The 14883-nt window shown below is 51.4% G+C and carries 10 protein-coding genes; 5 read left to right on the top strand and 5 right to left on the bottom strand.

The features are described 5' to 3' along the window. Positions 1 to 195: 195 nt before the first annotated feature. A complete protein-coding gene (locus ACI5FR_RS05690) occupies positions 196 to 1281 on the bottom strand; it encodes an L-dopachrome tautomerase-related protein (RefSeq protein ID WP_405451513.1) in 1086 nt (361 codons plus the stop codon). A gap of 668 nt (positions 1282 to 1949) precedes the next feature. Beyond that, positions 1950 to 2231 carry a hypothetical protein gene (locus tag ACI5FR_RS05685; RefSeq protein WP_405451474.1) on the bottom strand — a complete coding sequence of 94 codons (282 nt, stop codon included), beginning with the start codon at positions 2229 to 2231 and terminating at the stop codon, positions 1950 to 1952. Between the two features lie 202 nt (positions 2232 to 2433). Here ACI5FR_RS05685 and ACI5FR_RS05680 point away from each other — a divergent pair, with 202 nt between their 5' ends. Genes ACI5FR_RS05680 through ACI5FR_RS05660 form a run of 5 tightly spaced genes read left to right on the top strand, consistent with a single transcriptional unit; the run spans position 2434 to position 4753 of the window. Further along, positions 2434 to 2676, top strand: a complete 243-nt coding sequence (locus ACI5FR_RS05680) for a spore gernimation protein GerQ (RefSeq protein WP_405451472.1) — start codon at positions 2434 to 2436, stop codon at positions 2674 to 2676. A gap of 12 nt (positions 2677 to 2688) precedes the next feature. Next, complete coding sequence (locus tag ACI5FR_RS05675) at positions 2689 to 3075, top strand: spore coat protein (RefSeq protein WP_028552140.1); 387 nt, start codon at positions 2689 to 2691, stop codon at positions 3073 to 3075. Beyond that, positions 3072 to 4208 carry a zinc-dependent alcohol dehydrogenase gene (locus ACI5FR_RS05670; RefSeq protein WP_405451468.1) on the top strand — a complete coding sequence of 379 codons (1137 nt, stop codon included), beginning with the start codon at positions 3072 to 3074 and terminating at the stop codon, positions 4206 to 4208. Before ACI5FR_RS05675 ends, ACI5FR_RS05670 begins: the two co-directional genes overlap by 4 nt. A gap of 31 nt (positions 4209 to 4239) precedes the next feature. Beyond that, on the top strand, positions 4240 to 4443 hold the full coding sequence (locus ACI5FR_RS05665; RefSeq protein WP_405451465.1) for a hypothetical protein: 204 nt from the start codon (positions 4240 to 4242) through the stop codon (positions 4441 to 4443). Between the two features lie 13 nt (positions 4444 to 4456). Beyond that, complete coding sequence (locus tag ACI5FR_RS05660) at positions 4457 to 4753, top strand: spore coat protein (RefSeq protein ID WP_405451463.1); 297 nt, start codon at positions 4457 to 4459, stop codon at positions 4751 to 4753. A 477-nt stretch (positions 4754 to 5230) separates the two neighbouring features. Here the strand turns inward: ACI5FR_RS05660 and ACI5FR_RS05655 are convergent, their stop codons facing one another. The 3 genes from ACI5FR_RS05655 to ACI5FR_RS05645 all read right to left on the bottom strand — a co-directional run bounded on the left by ACI5FR_RS05655 (position 5231) and on the right by ACI5FR_RS05645 (position 14651). Beyond that, positions 5231 to 10408 (bottom strand): S-layer homology domain-containing protein, encoded by a 5178-nt coding sequence (locus tag ACI5FR_RS05655; RefSeq protein WP_405451510.1) that lies wholly within the window; start codon positions 10406 to 10408, stop codon positions 5231 to 5233. A 96-nt stretch (positions 10409 to 10504) separates the two neighbouring features. Then, the gene (locus ACI5FR_RS05650; RefSeq protein WP_405451460.1) at positions 10505 to 11614 is read right to left on the bottom strand and encodes a response regulator; all 1110 of its coding nucleotides are present in this window, start codon (positions 11612 to 11614) and stop codon (positions 10505 to 10507) included. 4 nt (positions 11615 to 11618) lie between these two features. Beyond that, positions 11619 to 14651: an ATP-binding protein gene (locus ACI5FR_RS05645; protein WP_405451458.1), complete on the bottom strand. Its 3033-nt coding sequence runs from the start codon at positions 14649 to 14651 to the stop codon at positions 11619 to 11621. Positions 14652 to 14883 lie beyond the last annotated feature (232 nt).

The following is a 14883-nucleotide window of genomic DNA, read 5'->3' as shown; positions in this document are numbered from 1 at the left end:
CCCGTGGACAAACCCATCATACCGAGGCGCTCCTTTTTTGGCAAAGGCTATTTCTTAGCCCTAACAGGAAGGTTCAATGAAACTCAAAAGGAGCTGTCCTTGGGCAGCTCCGCACTAACGTTCCCCGATATCTGAAAAAGTCATAAAATACATTTTCTATGCAAATAGAGTCAACTTTGTAAAGCGAAATTTTTACTAAAAGGTAGGAGCAGGTGGTTCGTCTATTTTCATACGGAGTAAACTATAAGGCTTCTGCCGCAGGTCATTTCCATAATGAAATCTTGCCTGCCGATGTAATTGGTTCACGATGAAATATAAGTATTGATCTGGACCAATAGAAAAAGTATCCGGCCATAAAATTCTCGGATCATGTGCGATGGTTTCCATTATTCCATTCGGCAATATCTTTCGAATACTATTGTTTTCATAGTCTCCAGCGTAAACGTTTCCTTTTGCATCGGTGATCATTCCATCTGAAGCACCTTTTTCTCCCCAATACTTCACGTGATCCTGTAAATTCATATCCGGTATCGTTCGGTCTCTTAGGGCTTCCGTTGAAATCGAGTACAGATGACGACTGGAGAGAGGACAAAAATACAACATCTTGCCGTCCGGGGAAATCGCTATACCATCGGATGCCAATCTAAAGGGTGAAGTAGATCCGTCTTTGTTTCGATTCATCAGGATTTTACCTTCAACTTTCGGTAAGAGAAAGAGATCGGGCGAAGTTGAATTTGCCCCGTTTAACCGTCTCCAGGCATAACCGGTTTCTAAATCAACGACAATAATGGCTCCTGGTCCTCGGGAAGACGAATCCGTTATATAAGCATAACCTGCTTTACCAACACGAAAATCAAATCGGACATCATTCAGATAAGTGGTTGGCAGGACAACATCTTCCGTAAATGTATATACACTTCTTATGGTATTTGAATATAAATCTACAGCGACTAACTTCGCCCCCCCTTTGATGGGTTCAGAGAAATTAGGAGCTCCTGTATCCAGTACCCAAAGCGTACCATTTCCATCAGCAACGACACTTTGGACACTAATGAAGGACGTTGTGATATTCGATGGACTTACCACATTAGCGTCTAAACTAGGATACGGCTGTAATGTATCGTGAATGATTTCAGCCACCGTAAATTTAACGTCGTCTCCCCATTTCGGAAAGCAAATGAAAATACGCCCGGTTTCAGAAACAGTAACGCCTGTAGGCATGGCTCCGTAAAACAAAAAAACCGCCTCAAACTTACCGAAATACTTTTCACTCGGTAACATCACTTGTATAAAATCCTCCTTAACAGGTTCGAACTGCTATCACCTATTTATATGACTGTTTGTTGTTCAAGTGCCTGCATAATAAAATATTTTTACGGGAACCCCGCTGTACTGACGATAGTTGAGGTGCTGCTCGTACAATATACCGATCTGATTCGGTGTGTTCGTTGGAACTGGTTTTGGTCGTGGGACACGATTTTTCTCACATTCCTGATGACTCGAGCGTTCTGCGTGATCTACTTCGGAACCATGACACGAGTGGAAACGGCAACACAAAAGAACGCAGCCAGTACGACACGTTCCTAAATGTCGGGCTATGCCCCGAAGACGTCGCCCCAGCTTGCGCTGGCCGCGCTCCTGCTGCCGCCGCGCGTGGTGCTGAAGAACGTCGGCATTTTAATGACCAACCCGTAATAATAGGAAGCAGAAGAAAGAGGGAGTCCCCTTAAGGGCCTCCCTTTCGCTTGTCATGATTCGCTGTGCTCAGGCGCGTTCGCCGAAGTGCAAAAATGTCTCATTGAAATGGGGGCAATTTCCGTAGTCTGCTTATATCCACTTAAACATCATACGCAATAGACAGACGACCATACCTCGACATTGATGAGCTTGATTCCACTTGTATACGGCGAAAAAAGAAAGAGAATCTCGCCACTACCAAAGCTACCGTTTTATTGTTGGTCCGGCAGACGTAATGCGTTTGCTGAAGTTTGCGCTTGATCTAAAAATTCCTCAGCTTGGGTCAATTGCTGCCGGGCCGTCTCCAAAGCTTGTGAATTTGTTGCCGCATTAGATTCACTTATCGAGCTTATTGCCTGATTTAAAGCCGTTTGCGCCTCAGAAACCGCGTTAGATGCATGCTGCTCGAGCGTATTGCCGCTCGAGTTAAGTGTACCTTCCGCCGGTTTTCTTGCATTTTCGGTGGCTAGATCAATTTTGTTTTCATTGGGCAAGGTGAGTCCTCCTTCCTTGAGCAAAGATCAATAACTTTAACAGAAATATTAAACAGAAATAAGTATGCGGTTGAGATTTTGTTTATATTCTTACGACTGCATGGGAATATCCGGACCCCATATTTCCGGCAATCATTTTTAGTATAAGATCCGATGAGTCGGAGAATCTAACGTTGATGAAAAAGGAGGGAATAATTTCTCAATGAATACGCCAACGCTAGCGCCGCATGAATCAATGGAACTGCATGAAGCGTTAAACTTTAAAACGCTCTGCCTGGCTAAGTCAAAACTTATGCAAGGCTTGGTCTTTGACCAAGAGCTAAAAGCGTTAATGCAGAAGGACGTCATTCAATCCACGCAACAGATCGCCGAGCTGCAAGCAATCTACGCAAGAGCTCCTTTCCAAGCGTCTGTTCCGAATAGCCCCACACCTATAACACATTAAAGGGGAACGCAAATGAATACTGATTATCTAGACCCGATTAATTCATTAAATATGCCGGAAATGGCAGATATGACTTTTGCAATGGACTTCCTTCTTCGTGCCAAGGAGGGTGTGCGAAATTTGTCCATCGCCCTGACGGAAACGGCTTCTCCGGATGTAAGAGCTCTGCTGCGCAATCATCTTAAGCAGGGGATTGCTATGCACCAAGAAATCACGGAGCTCATGATTCGCAAAAAATGGTTCCATCCTTACGAGCTGAACGAACAGTACCAACTCGACCAGCTTTCGGCGAAAAATACGGTGATGATCGGGCAGATGAATTTGTTCCCGGATGATACGTCGCGTAAAGGGATGTTTGATCGGACCCCAGATGAACATATTGGAGGACATAATGCATGAAGGCGGTAACGTATCAAGGGATTAAAAATGTCGCGGTCAAAGAGGTACCGGATCCGAAGATTGAGAAACCGGACGATATGATCGTAAAGATCACCAGTACCGCCATTTGTGGTTCTGACCTTCACCTCATTCACGGGATGATTCCTAACCTTCAGGAGAATTATGTCATCGGGCATGAACCGATGGGGATCGTAGAAGAAGTAGGCCCCGGCGTGACAAAGGTAAAGAAAGGCGACCGGGTGATCATCCCGTTCAACATCGCGTGCGGAGAATGCTTTTTTTGCAAAAATCAGCTGGAAAGCCAATGTGACAAGTCAAACGAACACGGGGATATGGGGGCATATTTCGGCTACTCCGGAACGACCGGCGGGTACCCTGGCGGGCAAGCCGAGTATTTACGAGTCCCGTTCGCAAATTTTACCCACTTCAAGATTCCCGAAAACTGCGAACAACCGGACGAAAAGCTAAGCTTAATCGCCGATGCAATGACGACGGCATTCTGGAGCGTAGATAACGCCGGCGTAAAAAATGGAGATACGGTCATCGTGCTCGGCTGCGGTCCGGTCGGACTTCTGGCCCAGAAATTCTGCTGGCTGAAGGGAGCAAAGCGGGTCATCGCCGTTGACTATGTCGATTACCGCTTACAGCATGCGAAGCGAACGAACAATGTGGAAATCGTAAACTTCGAACAGGATAAGAATATCGGCAACAATCTCAAGGAAATGACCAAAGGCGGCGCCGATGTCGTGATTGATGCGGTAGGAATGGACGGCAAGATGAGCGATCTCGAATTTCTAGCCAGCGGTTTGAAACTGCAAGGCGGCACCATGAGCGCATTTATCATTGCGTCTCAGGCTGTCCGCAAAGGCGGGACCATCCAAGTCACTGGGGTATACGGCGGACGCTATAACGGATTCCCGCTCGGCGACATCATGCAGCGCAACGTGAATATCCGTTCCGGACAAGCTCCGGTCATTCATTATATGCCGTATATGTACGAGTTGGTTACGTCGGGGAAAGTGGACCCTGGAGACATTGTTACGCACGTCATTCCGCTCAGCGAGGCCAAGCGCGGCTATGAAGTGTTCGATACAAAAACGGACGATTGCATCAAAGTCGTCTTAAAACCTTGAATATGGATAAATAAATGGGGGGACAATCCAAATGAATTCCAATTACGCCTTGCATGAGATGCTGGAGGTTCATGAAATGGCTGCGTTCAAGACCGTTTGCATGACCAAATCCAAAACCATGCAAGCTCTGGTAACCGACCCGGAGCTCATACAAATTTTGCAGCAAGACGTGCAATTATCACAGCAGCAGCTTCAGGAGCTCGGTGGAGTGCTGTCTAAAGTGACCCTAACCTAAAGGAGATAGAAACATGAACACCCTAATAGAACACTTGACAGGGCTTCATATGCTGACCGACGATGTGATCGCAATGGATTTTTTGATGAACGCCAAGAGCGGAGTCAGAAACTACGCCATGGCCGTAACCGAATGTGCCACCCCCGAAATCAAGCAAATTTTGATGAAACAGCTCGACGAAGCTATAGACTCCCATGAAAAGATAACAAACTACATGATGCAGCGGGGCCTATACCATCCCTACCATATTCCGGAGCAAATTCAGCTCGATCTGAAAAATATTCAGACCGCTATGAACATTCCGTCCTGACTCCGTATTCGTCCCGACAAAACGCGCAAACCACCATGGTTCAGGCGCGTTTTTTGATTTTAGCCGAAGACTTTAGAGAATAAAATGTTCCCGTGTCAGGCTACGGGGCGCTGTTATTCGAGCCGCTGGTCCTGGAGGAACAGCCCCGGTTCTCCCGCCGCAGCGAAGAAGTGGGGATTGTTCGGATAAGCCTTCGAACCGGATATTACCCATTAGGATAACCCGTTTATGCGCAGAATCGTTGCGACCTTATTCAAATCGGACACCGCCTATAGGGTACAGAAGTGCACGAGTATTTCCGTAAACAAGATTGGATGGTGATGATGGAAAAAACGTTCGGATTTCAGAAAGATCGACTCCAACAAGCACTTCAGTTTATTGTTGACCGCAGGGACCCGCTGTTTTCGGAAATCTAATGGTGTAAAAAGAGCCGCCCCAAATGGCAGTTTGCCAGGGACAGCCCTTATCGGGAAAGTCTTATGGATTAATCAGTTTTGCAGCTTGCAGCAAGCGGCGTACAAGAGCAGCCGTTTCGGCACGAGTCAGATTAGCGTCAACTTCCAGCTTTTCGCCTCGTCCGTTCATAAGGTTAAGGCTGATCGCAGCGGCGACATTCGTCCGTGCCCAGCTCGCTACCTCGCTGCCGTCCTTAAAGGCTGACAAGACGAGAGTAACCTCTGAAGCCGGCAGTTCCGAATTCAGCTTGGCAATCTTTGCAGCGCGTGCCAACACAGCCGTTGCTTCTTGTCGGCTGATGTTCTGATCCGGACGGAATGTACCGTCCTCGTAACCGTCTATCAGCTTGTAATGGATCGCGGCTTGTACCGTTCTCGCATACCAGCTGTTGATAGTAACATCACTGAAGGAATCGGCATACTCAGCTTCTTGAATGCCAAGACCTCGTGTGACGATTGCCGCGAACTCCGCTCTCGTAATCGAGGCGTCAGGGCGGAATTCCGTTGCCGTCACGCCATTTACGATAAGGCGGGAGCTCATGTCGTTGACATCGGCTTGCGCCCAATGCCGCTTTACGTCATCCATTTCGCGAGGGCTGTAAACGACGGAATAGGTGCTGTTGGTCAAGCTATTGATAATGGCGTAGGTTTTGCCGTTCTCTTTCACGACCATGGTCGGCACATGGCTTAGCGTACGGTTCTCCGTCAATACTACACCTGTAGTCAAATCCCTTGCATCGGTTCCGTCAGGAAGAACAATCTTCCGTTCTACATAGCTGTTAAATTGGTTCGCCAAAACCGTCTGGGTGCCGTAGGAAGCCGTAACCTCGAAGTCAACGGGTGCTCCGACAAGCGTGTACTGATTTTGCTTAGCCGCGCCCTCTACTTGGGCCGCCTTGTCTTTAGGCGTTTCGGAGATTTGGATTCGGATCGTAATGTCCTCAAGCTTCACGCCTGCTCCAACCTGTGTGGAAATGCTGTCGATATTGATTTGCGATGCCGGCAGCGTGTAAACCGCTTTGTCGGTTACGATCTGGATTTGCGCATCCTTCGATTGCATCGATTTAACCAAGCTTGCGTTCAACTGCCCGACCGCAACATCGCTGTCGCCGCTTACGGGAATGGTAATCAGCTTGTTGTTTTCCTTCTCCAGCTTCTCCGTTACTTTCTTGCTATCCAGTGTAACCGTTGTAACGGACTGTCCGTTCACCGTTTTTCGCTCAGCGGTCGCCAGTTGATCCTGTCTCACGCCGTCGACGATGATTTCCACGCCAGGTTTAGCTGGCGTGGAGCCGCCGCCACCACCGGAGGATTCGGGCGTATGGACCGTTACAATCGCTTGAGCCTGCTTACCTCCATATACGGCGGTAATGACCGTCTGTCCGTCGCTGAGGGCAGTCACCAGTCCGGAGCTGTTCACCGAAGCAACAGCCGCACTACTCGAGGAATACGTAACGCCCGAGGAAAGCGTAAACGTGCTGTTGTCGGAATAGACGGCAGTCGTTACGGTTTGATGGGTAGAACCCGGCTCCAATGTATAGCCTGCACTGTCCAGTATTAGGTTGGATAAGGTTACAGGAAGCATAAAATAAGCCGTATACGTAATATCTCCTGTTACAACCGTAGCGGCCAGCTGGTCGCTTGTCAGGAGTGTCGCTCCTCCATCTTGGCTCCAGCCCAGGAACGTATTTCCTAACTCAGGAGTGGCTGTCGGCACTGAAACCGGGAACCCTCCGCTGTAAACCGATTCGGTGACCGAGCCGACCGAGCCGTTCAGGTTTCCACCGGTTCCAGCCTGGTAGGTAACGGTAAATGCAGAGCTTTCAATCCACTTCGCATAAAAAATAACAGGGTCCGTAATCGTGAATGTGTCGCCAGGGGCATAAGTAGCTTCTGTGACGCCAGTCCCTGTGGTCCATCCACCGAAGGTGTGATAGGTTTTCACGAGGTTGCCCGTATTGCCGTAAACCGTTGCGGTTTCGCCTTGTCTGTAGGATCCGCTATCAACCGGGACGGTTCCGCCCGTATTGCCGTTGCCGTTGTAGGAGATGGTCGACACCGGCGTCCAATTGGCATACAGCGTTATGTTTTGTGTCATAGTGAGCGTATCGCCCGGAGCGTACGTGATCCCCGTAACCGTACCAGAAGTGGTCTTCCAGCCGTCAAATACATGCCCCGTTTTCACCAAATTACCTGTGTTGCCGTACACGACAGCCGTTACACCCGACTTATGTCCAGGATCAATAGGAACGCTTCCGCCCGTATTGCCGTTACCGTTGTACGTAATCGTTAACGCCGGAGACCATACGGCATATAGGGTCACGCTTTGCGTCAAAGTGATCGAATCGCCAGATACATATTCAGGAACAGTTGCATTGGAGGTGGTGGCCCAACCTTCAAACAGATAGCCCGGTTTCACTAGACTGCCTGCGCCTGCAACGATGGCCGATCCATACGGCTTGTACCCGACAGGGTCAACCGGTACGGTTCCGCCCCCGCCATTGGCGTTATAAATAACGGAAGCCATCAGCTTGGAAACATTGCCGTAACCGAGATTGGTAAGGTATAGGTAACCGGAGCTGTCTGCGGCTGCATCAAGTCCGATGCTTGTTATAGAATTGGATATAGTCGCAATCGAGGTCCAATCGGTCTGGCCGCCATTGTACTTCAGTTTTTTTATACCGCCGCCCATTGCATATAGATTATCGAATTTATCGACGCTGATGCCGTTAGCACTAAATGAATTGCCTTGCCCTGCTGCAGGCGCGACATTCGTCCAGCTGTTTCCTTGAGCGGGAATGGGAGGACCGGGAGGACGCTTTTGAATGATCGAGATGCCGTTCACAGGCGAAGAATCGCTTACGAATACATTCCCTTTACTGTCGGCCGCAAGGTCCCACGGAATATAAAACGACGTACCTCCATTAATATTAAGCCATGTATTCCCGCCGTTAGGCAGCATAAAAATATTCCCGCTAGGTGGAGTTGGGTTGTTAACCCCACTGTATTCACCGAAAAACACATTGCCTTGGTTATCCGCTGCAATCCCTAGCGCAAATCTGAATGTTTGTCCGTATGTTATAGGTACCCATGATTCCGTTCCATGAGGCAGCATCATGATTTTGACAACATTATTTGAGCTGCTGAGGGAGCTATTATCGGTGACATAGATGTTGCCGTCTTTGTCTACCGCTATCCCCCGCGGATTGGTCAGACCGGAGTTGTAGGTAATGTCTTCGACCTTCTGGCCGTTGTCGGATATTTTCTCTACCACACCGGTTATAGTGCTTAAACCTGTAGTACTTCGTTGCCCTACCGTATAGACGGCATCATGGTCGTCAATATCCAACGCATACAGATTATAAGTGTAAGTCCCTGGAGCCGGGACGATACTGGTGTTCCTCGGAGCGGAATAATGATTCCAGCTCAAGGGGCCCGTATAAGCGGGTGATACGGTCACATCCGACCAATAGGCTATTTTCTTGTCGCCGTCCTGCTCATACTCCGCTACGACGTAAATGTGTTGTCCCGGAGAAACGGCCAGAGCTTCATCCGGCTGCAGCTCCGTGTCGTAGCCGAGATCGGACGGATTCTCGCCGACATAGGGCTGCCTGATGCTGCCCGCATCGCCGATCCGGTATTTCAGTGTCAACTCGCCGTAGCGCTCGTCCTGCAGATACCCTTCCGCGATTCTCGCCGTCGTCTTGCCGTTCTCGCTGACGGGCGACCATGACAATCCTCCGAAGGCGGGCGCCGGGGTAACCGTCTCGCCGTGTCGATTGTTCCCCCAGCCGACCAGGGTGCCGTCCGACTTCAGCGCGATCAGGTGAGACCTTCCCGCTGCGATGGCTACGACGCCGTCAAGCCCGGGCGGCGGTTGCAATTGTCCGCCGTCTCCCCATACGACGAGATGTCCGTCTCGTTTAAGCGCCACGGAATAGTTGTCATTCGCATCGATCGCCACGACGTCCGACAAATGTTCCGGAATCCTCTCAAGGTAATAGGGCCCCCACCATCTAACCGTCCCGTCCGACAGCAGCGCCAGCGTGTGATTGATTCCCGACGCAATGGCCGTCGTTTCCGGCAGATCCACAGGCACACTCGTCTGCCCCATCGAACCGGCGCCCCAACTGACGACATCATGATCCCACGTCAGCGCCGAAGCATGGCTGTTCCCGCCAGCGATGGACTTGAACGGAGCATGGATGCTTCTCCATTCCTCCGGGAATGCATAGCTCCCCCAGTTTATAGTCGTCCCGTCGCTCTTCAAGGCGGCAGAGGCGTACCCGTCGAGTACGAGCCCGACAACGCCGGTTGCAGGAACTTCTGCGGGAACCGTGCATCCTTCGCCCAAGGCCGCAACGGAACCATTGGCCTTAATCGCATAGCCGCAGACGTTGGACGCGTAAACCGCTTGCACGCCGGTCAGGCTGTCCGGCACTTGAATCTTGTGTCCGTTGATCCAGCCATAGGCTTTGACCGTTCCATCATCCTGAAGCGAAAGCGTAAATCCGTCCCCAGCTGCAATCCGCGTATGAGGAATGGGCAGTTGAACGGGCGATGCCGTGTAGGCAATATTAAGCTTGGGAGCGGAGGACCCTGATGTTAGAAAGCGGAATAAGCGCTTGTCCGGAGCCTCCGCCCAAGAGCCCTCCAGTACGAGGACCAGTTCGTCCTCTCCTTTGGCGATACTGTCGCGCACCAGCGGCGCAATATTGAATTTCTTCCATTGGCCTTCTTGACCCGACAGGGCAAAAGTTCGCGATTGCAAATTGCCGTAAATAGGCCGAACAGCCGGGGCTTCAGAATTCAATGCGGGTTTTGTCCAGCTCCCGATATGCTGATAAACCGTCAACTCGGGGCTGCCTTCGGCATTGGCGTAATGTTCGTTTACGAACAGCTCCAGATCGGCCTCAAGCACCGTCCCGGCAAAGCCGCTCAACCCGAATTTGAGTACGCTGATGTACGAGTAGCCCGCATCGGTGCCGATTGATATCGTATCCGGGCAAGACGAGGTTGTGCTCATGGTATCCACGTCACTTTTGTACTCGCAGCTTGCCAGCAGCTCGCCGGCAAACGTAGCCGTCGAATTCGTCTCCGCGCTCGCCGTGCCGGCCATCGCGATTGGCGGAACGGCCAAGACAAAAGCCAGCAATAGTTGAAGTTTTAATCTGAACAACAGGCGGAACATCGATCGCACTTTCAATGAAACTCTCCCTTTCTGCACTGGAATCATAGGTTGCATGGGGGTAGAGTAACAATCGACCACTAAACACTTTCCAAACATTTCGATCGTTCAAGATTCATTCTCATCGAAATTCAGTCCCAAGTCGGTCCGAAATGTCATTACTTTTAGGCGATTGACTTCCTCTGCGGCCGCAGCGTCTCCTAGGAACGTCAAATGCAGCGCCAGATGGTCATAATATTTCTCCTGGTAAGGATGCAGTTCAAGCAACCTGCGCAGCAGACGTTCCTTCAGCAAAGCGTCAAGCTCATGCTCCGCCCCTGACTCCAGAAAACGAATGACGGCCGCACGCAGCTCGTATTTTCTGCTATTCGCCCAACTGTAGTTTTCCGTCTCGAAATAATCGCCGCGATAAAGCGACAGCAGTTCCTCCACATCGCTCGTCGGCCGCCCTCTTCCGATCAACTCTTCCAGCCGCGTCACATCGCATGCGACCTCGTCCGTCCGCATCCAATAGCGTTCGTCCCCGAAACCGATCATGTCCGGACAGCCCGCCAGCTTCAATGTATTCCGCACATAGTACATCGTCGTATGGAAAAGCGCTTGCGCACGTTCGGAATCGAGTTCCGGCCACAGGTGCTCGAGGATGCGATACCTATACACGGGAGTACCGCCATGGTGCCACAAATAACCGAACAGTTCTTTCGACTTCTTCGTCCTCCAGGTGATCAAACGACCATCGGCATCGTACAGCTCCATGCTCTCGAGAAGCTTTAGAGACAACGTTCGTCTGGAGCACTCGGGGGATTTCACGCTATCCCGGCTAGAGATCAAGCTTCCAGCCCGCAGCGCGGCTTTCTCACGGAGCTCTGTATGCTTCTCCAATGTTTTGATGAGCCGGTGTTTAACTACGGGTTTGAGCAAATAACCGATCGCCTTCGTATCGAAAGCATCCACCGCATATTGGTGGTGAGCGGTCACATACACGATATCCGCGTCCGGAAAAATCGCGAGAAGGGCGGCCGAAGCCGCAAGCCCGTTCGTCTCCGGCATCTCGATATCGAGGAAGATCAGATCCGGCTGCATCCCTTCCGACTGCGCGATCGCCTCGGACACCAGGCGGAACTTGCCGAGTACCGTGACCCCGCCGACTTCCTGCAGCACAATTTCCATCACGTCGAGGGCGATTTCCTCGTCGTCAATCAAGATCGCTTTTATCATCGCTTTATTTCGCCTCCGGTATTTGCAGCCTGATCTGCGTGCCATGGCCGGCGCTGCTGCGAATGTCCAATCCGCCGCCGCAAACGATTTGAAGGCGACGGTGGACATTGCCGATTCCAACCCCGGCGGCTCCCCCTTCTTTCAGCACACGCAGCAATTCCTCGCCGATGCCGACACCATTGTCTTCCACGGTTATTTCCGCTCCGCTTTCGCGCCTGCATGCGGCAATCCGCAGCGTGCCTCCGGACGGGATCGGCCCGATGCCGTGCCGCACCGCATTTTCTACGATGGGCTGAAGCGTCAGCGGCGGCAGCATGCACTGGAAACCCGCTTCAATCTCCATTCGGACTGCCAGCCTGCTGCCGAAACGCAGCTGTTCGATCGCCAAATAGGCCGTGACCAATTCCATCTCGCGTTCGAACGGAACGAGTTCTCCAGAGAAGACGAACGTAAATTTAGCCCGCAAGTAGGTCGTGAGATGATGAATCGTCTCCCGCAGCTTGTCCACATCTTTATAACTGAGCCCTACGAGAGCATTCATGCTGTTGTACAGGAAATGCGGCGTAATCTGCGCCTGCAGGAAATCCATCTCCCGGCGCACCGCACGTTCGGATGAGCTCTTCATCGCGAGCAGCGACTGTACCCTCGCCCTCAATTCGGCCAACTCAAACGGCTTCTGCACAATATCGTTCGCGCCGGCAGCAAACGAGGCCACGATATCGCCCGTCTGTCCGGAGGCGGTCATCATCAGGACCGGCAGCTCCGCAAGTCCTTGCAGCAGTCGAATCTCCCGGCATACGTCAAGGCCGGAGACACCCGGCATCATCAGATCGAGCAGCAGCAGGTCCGGTTTTATCTTATTGCGGCGCAATGCTTCAATCGCTTCCTCTCCGCTTCCGACCGCCGTATAGCCATAACGCATGGAAGAGACCTCATCGATCAATATTTTCAGGTTGGACGGCTCGTCGTCTACGATAAGAAGGTGAAAGCCGCCCTCCTGATGGTCCTGCATCGGTCCTGTCATCGGGAAGGACATCGTCTCCTCGGCAACTGTGGAAGCAGCCGCCTCCTCTGACGCCAGATCAATCGGCAGCGTAAAAGTAAACCGCGAACCCATTCGGACTTTGGATTCAACCTCCAACCGCCCCCCTTGCAGCTCCACAAGCTGCTTCGCAATGCTCAGTCCGAGACCAAGTCCCTCCACGGCCTCCCCGTCTTCCTCTAGCTGAACGAACGGCTGGAATAAGCCGGCAAGCTTATGCGCGGGAATACCTCTCCCCGTATCCGCGACCGAGATGGCAAGCTCGTCGCCCCTCCGTGCAGCGGTAATGCTCACCGTCCCTTTTTCGGTATATTTCAGTCCATTTTCCAGCAGGTTGTACAATATTTGCTTCAGCCGGTTCTCATCGGCGAGGAGGAGCGGAATCTTCGTCGGCAGTGCATTGACCAGCTGCACCTCCTTGTTGACCGGCGAGATGGATAGCGTCTCCATCACGAACCGGACGGACATGCCCAGGTTGACGGATGTCGTATGGATCCTTAGTTGTCCGTGGCGAATCCGGTTTAAGTCGAGAATATCGTGAACGAGACCCGAAAGCCGTCTGCCCAGCAGATGCAGCATCCGAATATTCTCGCGATGCTCCGCTTGAAGCGGTCGAGTCCGGTTATCCAGCAGCGCCTGCGATAAATTTACGATTCCGTGCAACGGCGTTCGCAGCTCGTGCGAGGTTTTGACCAGAAATTCGTCTTTCTGGCGGTCGTATTGCAGCAATCGTTCGGAGAGCTGTTGGCTTCTCCTAAAGCTAAGCTGAAGTTGATCGGACATGAGCAGCGCTTGCGACAAGACAAGCAGCGCCGGCGTTACGATCATATGATAGGGGTTGTCGAGCGCAAGCTGATAGCGCAATTGAGCATAGAGCCAACTGACGAGCAAAAAGAAAATTCCCAGCGTTATGTAATGACTGCTATGGTCGCCGCGGCTTCGGCTTCGGCTTCGGAAGACGGCATAGAACATAACCCCAAAGGCGGCCGCTTCAACCGCAATCCCGGCCACGAAGAAGTGGACCAAATAACGATTGGGAACCAGCAGAAGGATCGTCAGGTAGACATAAATCAATCTGCGAAGCCAAACAAATACAAACGCGTGCTCCTTCTCCAACAGGTACCGATACACATAATGCGTGAAGAAGAAAATGGATAGGACCGGCAAAAAGAATAGCATTTTTTGAATCCATGGAAACGTTAAACCGGGGACAAAATCAAGCGCCAAGATTTCATTGTCAATGCTGAAGAACAGTCCTAGAGACAGACAGAACAAGCAAAAATGCATTAGATGCGGCTCCCGGCGCCATTGCCTGAACATGCCTGCATAATATAATCCGAATGCAAGAAGAATCGTAATTTGAATCATATCGGCGAGCTTCGAATCCTCGCGCCGCTTCATCACGTCATCTGCGAGTCCAAATTCCGGCGGTTGAACCAAACCGCCTTCCAAGTAGTTAAAGCTGGCGACCTGAATAATAATTTCTACGGTTCCCGAGTCGGCTTGGACCGTGCCGAAAAAAGGCGCGTTGCTGGGCACGAAGCCTTCCGCCGATAAGGAAGGACGGCCGTTGCCTCCCAATTCGATGCCATTCATGAAGATACGGCTGGACATTCGAATTTTCTTCGCCCGAATACTGTACAATGCCGCTTCGTTCGTCCGGATGAGCAGCCGGTACGTTCCGGCTCCATAACCGTTTTTGTCTTGTGAAGCCAGGTTGTTCTTCCAGCCTCCGGGTACTTGAACGAAACGGCCTCCGATTTCGCCGCCAGTCCGAAAATCTTCCGGCCCTAGCAATTTCCCTTCATAAAACTCCCACTGCCCGCGCAGCAAGAGGACTCCCTGCTCCGAGAAATCCCATTGCGTCGCGTCGAGCAAGCCGCTGCTCGCCCTCATGGCATGCGCCGGAGGAGTAAGCCATTGAAACACATTCACGATCGTAACGATGACAAACACGCCAATCATTCCGAGCAATATGGCATTTTTCTTAACCATGATTCACCATCTTTTCAAGCGAATACGTTGACATATCCAGTATACTTTATACGCCCTGCCATCCGCAGCATACCGCACGGCTAGGAATCACTCGGAAAGACATGCCGAAAGCACAAAAAAGAAGACCGCCAATAGGCAGCCTTTTAAACCGAATCTGGCGTTTCGGCAAATCCTTCCCCGCAACCACCAGCGGGGAGGGATCCATGAAGGGCCGATTATATCGCGTTATAAG

The sequence above is a fragment of the Paenibacillus sp. HJGM_3 genome, assembly GCF_045062745.1.
In the GTDB taxonomy this organism is placed as follows: Bacteria; Bacillota; Bacilli; order Paenibacillales; family NBRC-103111; genus Paenibacillus_AA.
Note: the sequence above shows the minus strand (reverse complement) of the source record. Positions and strands in the feature narration are given on the sequence as shown.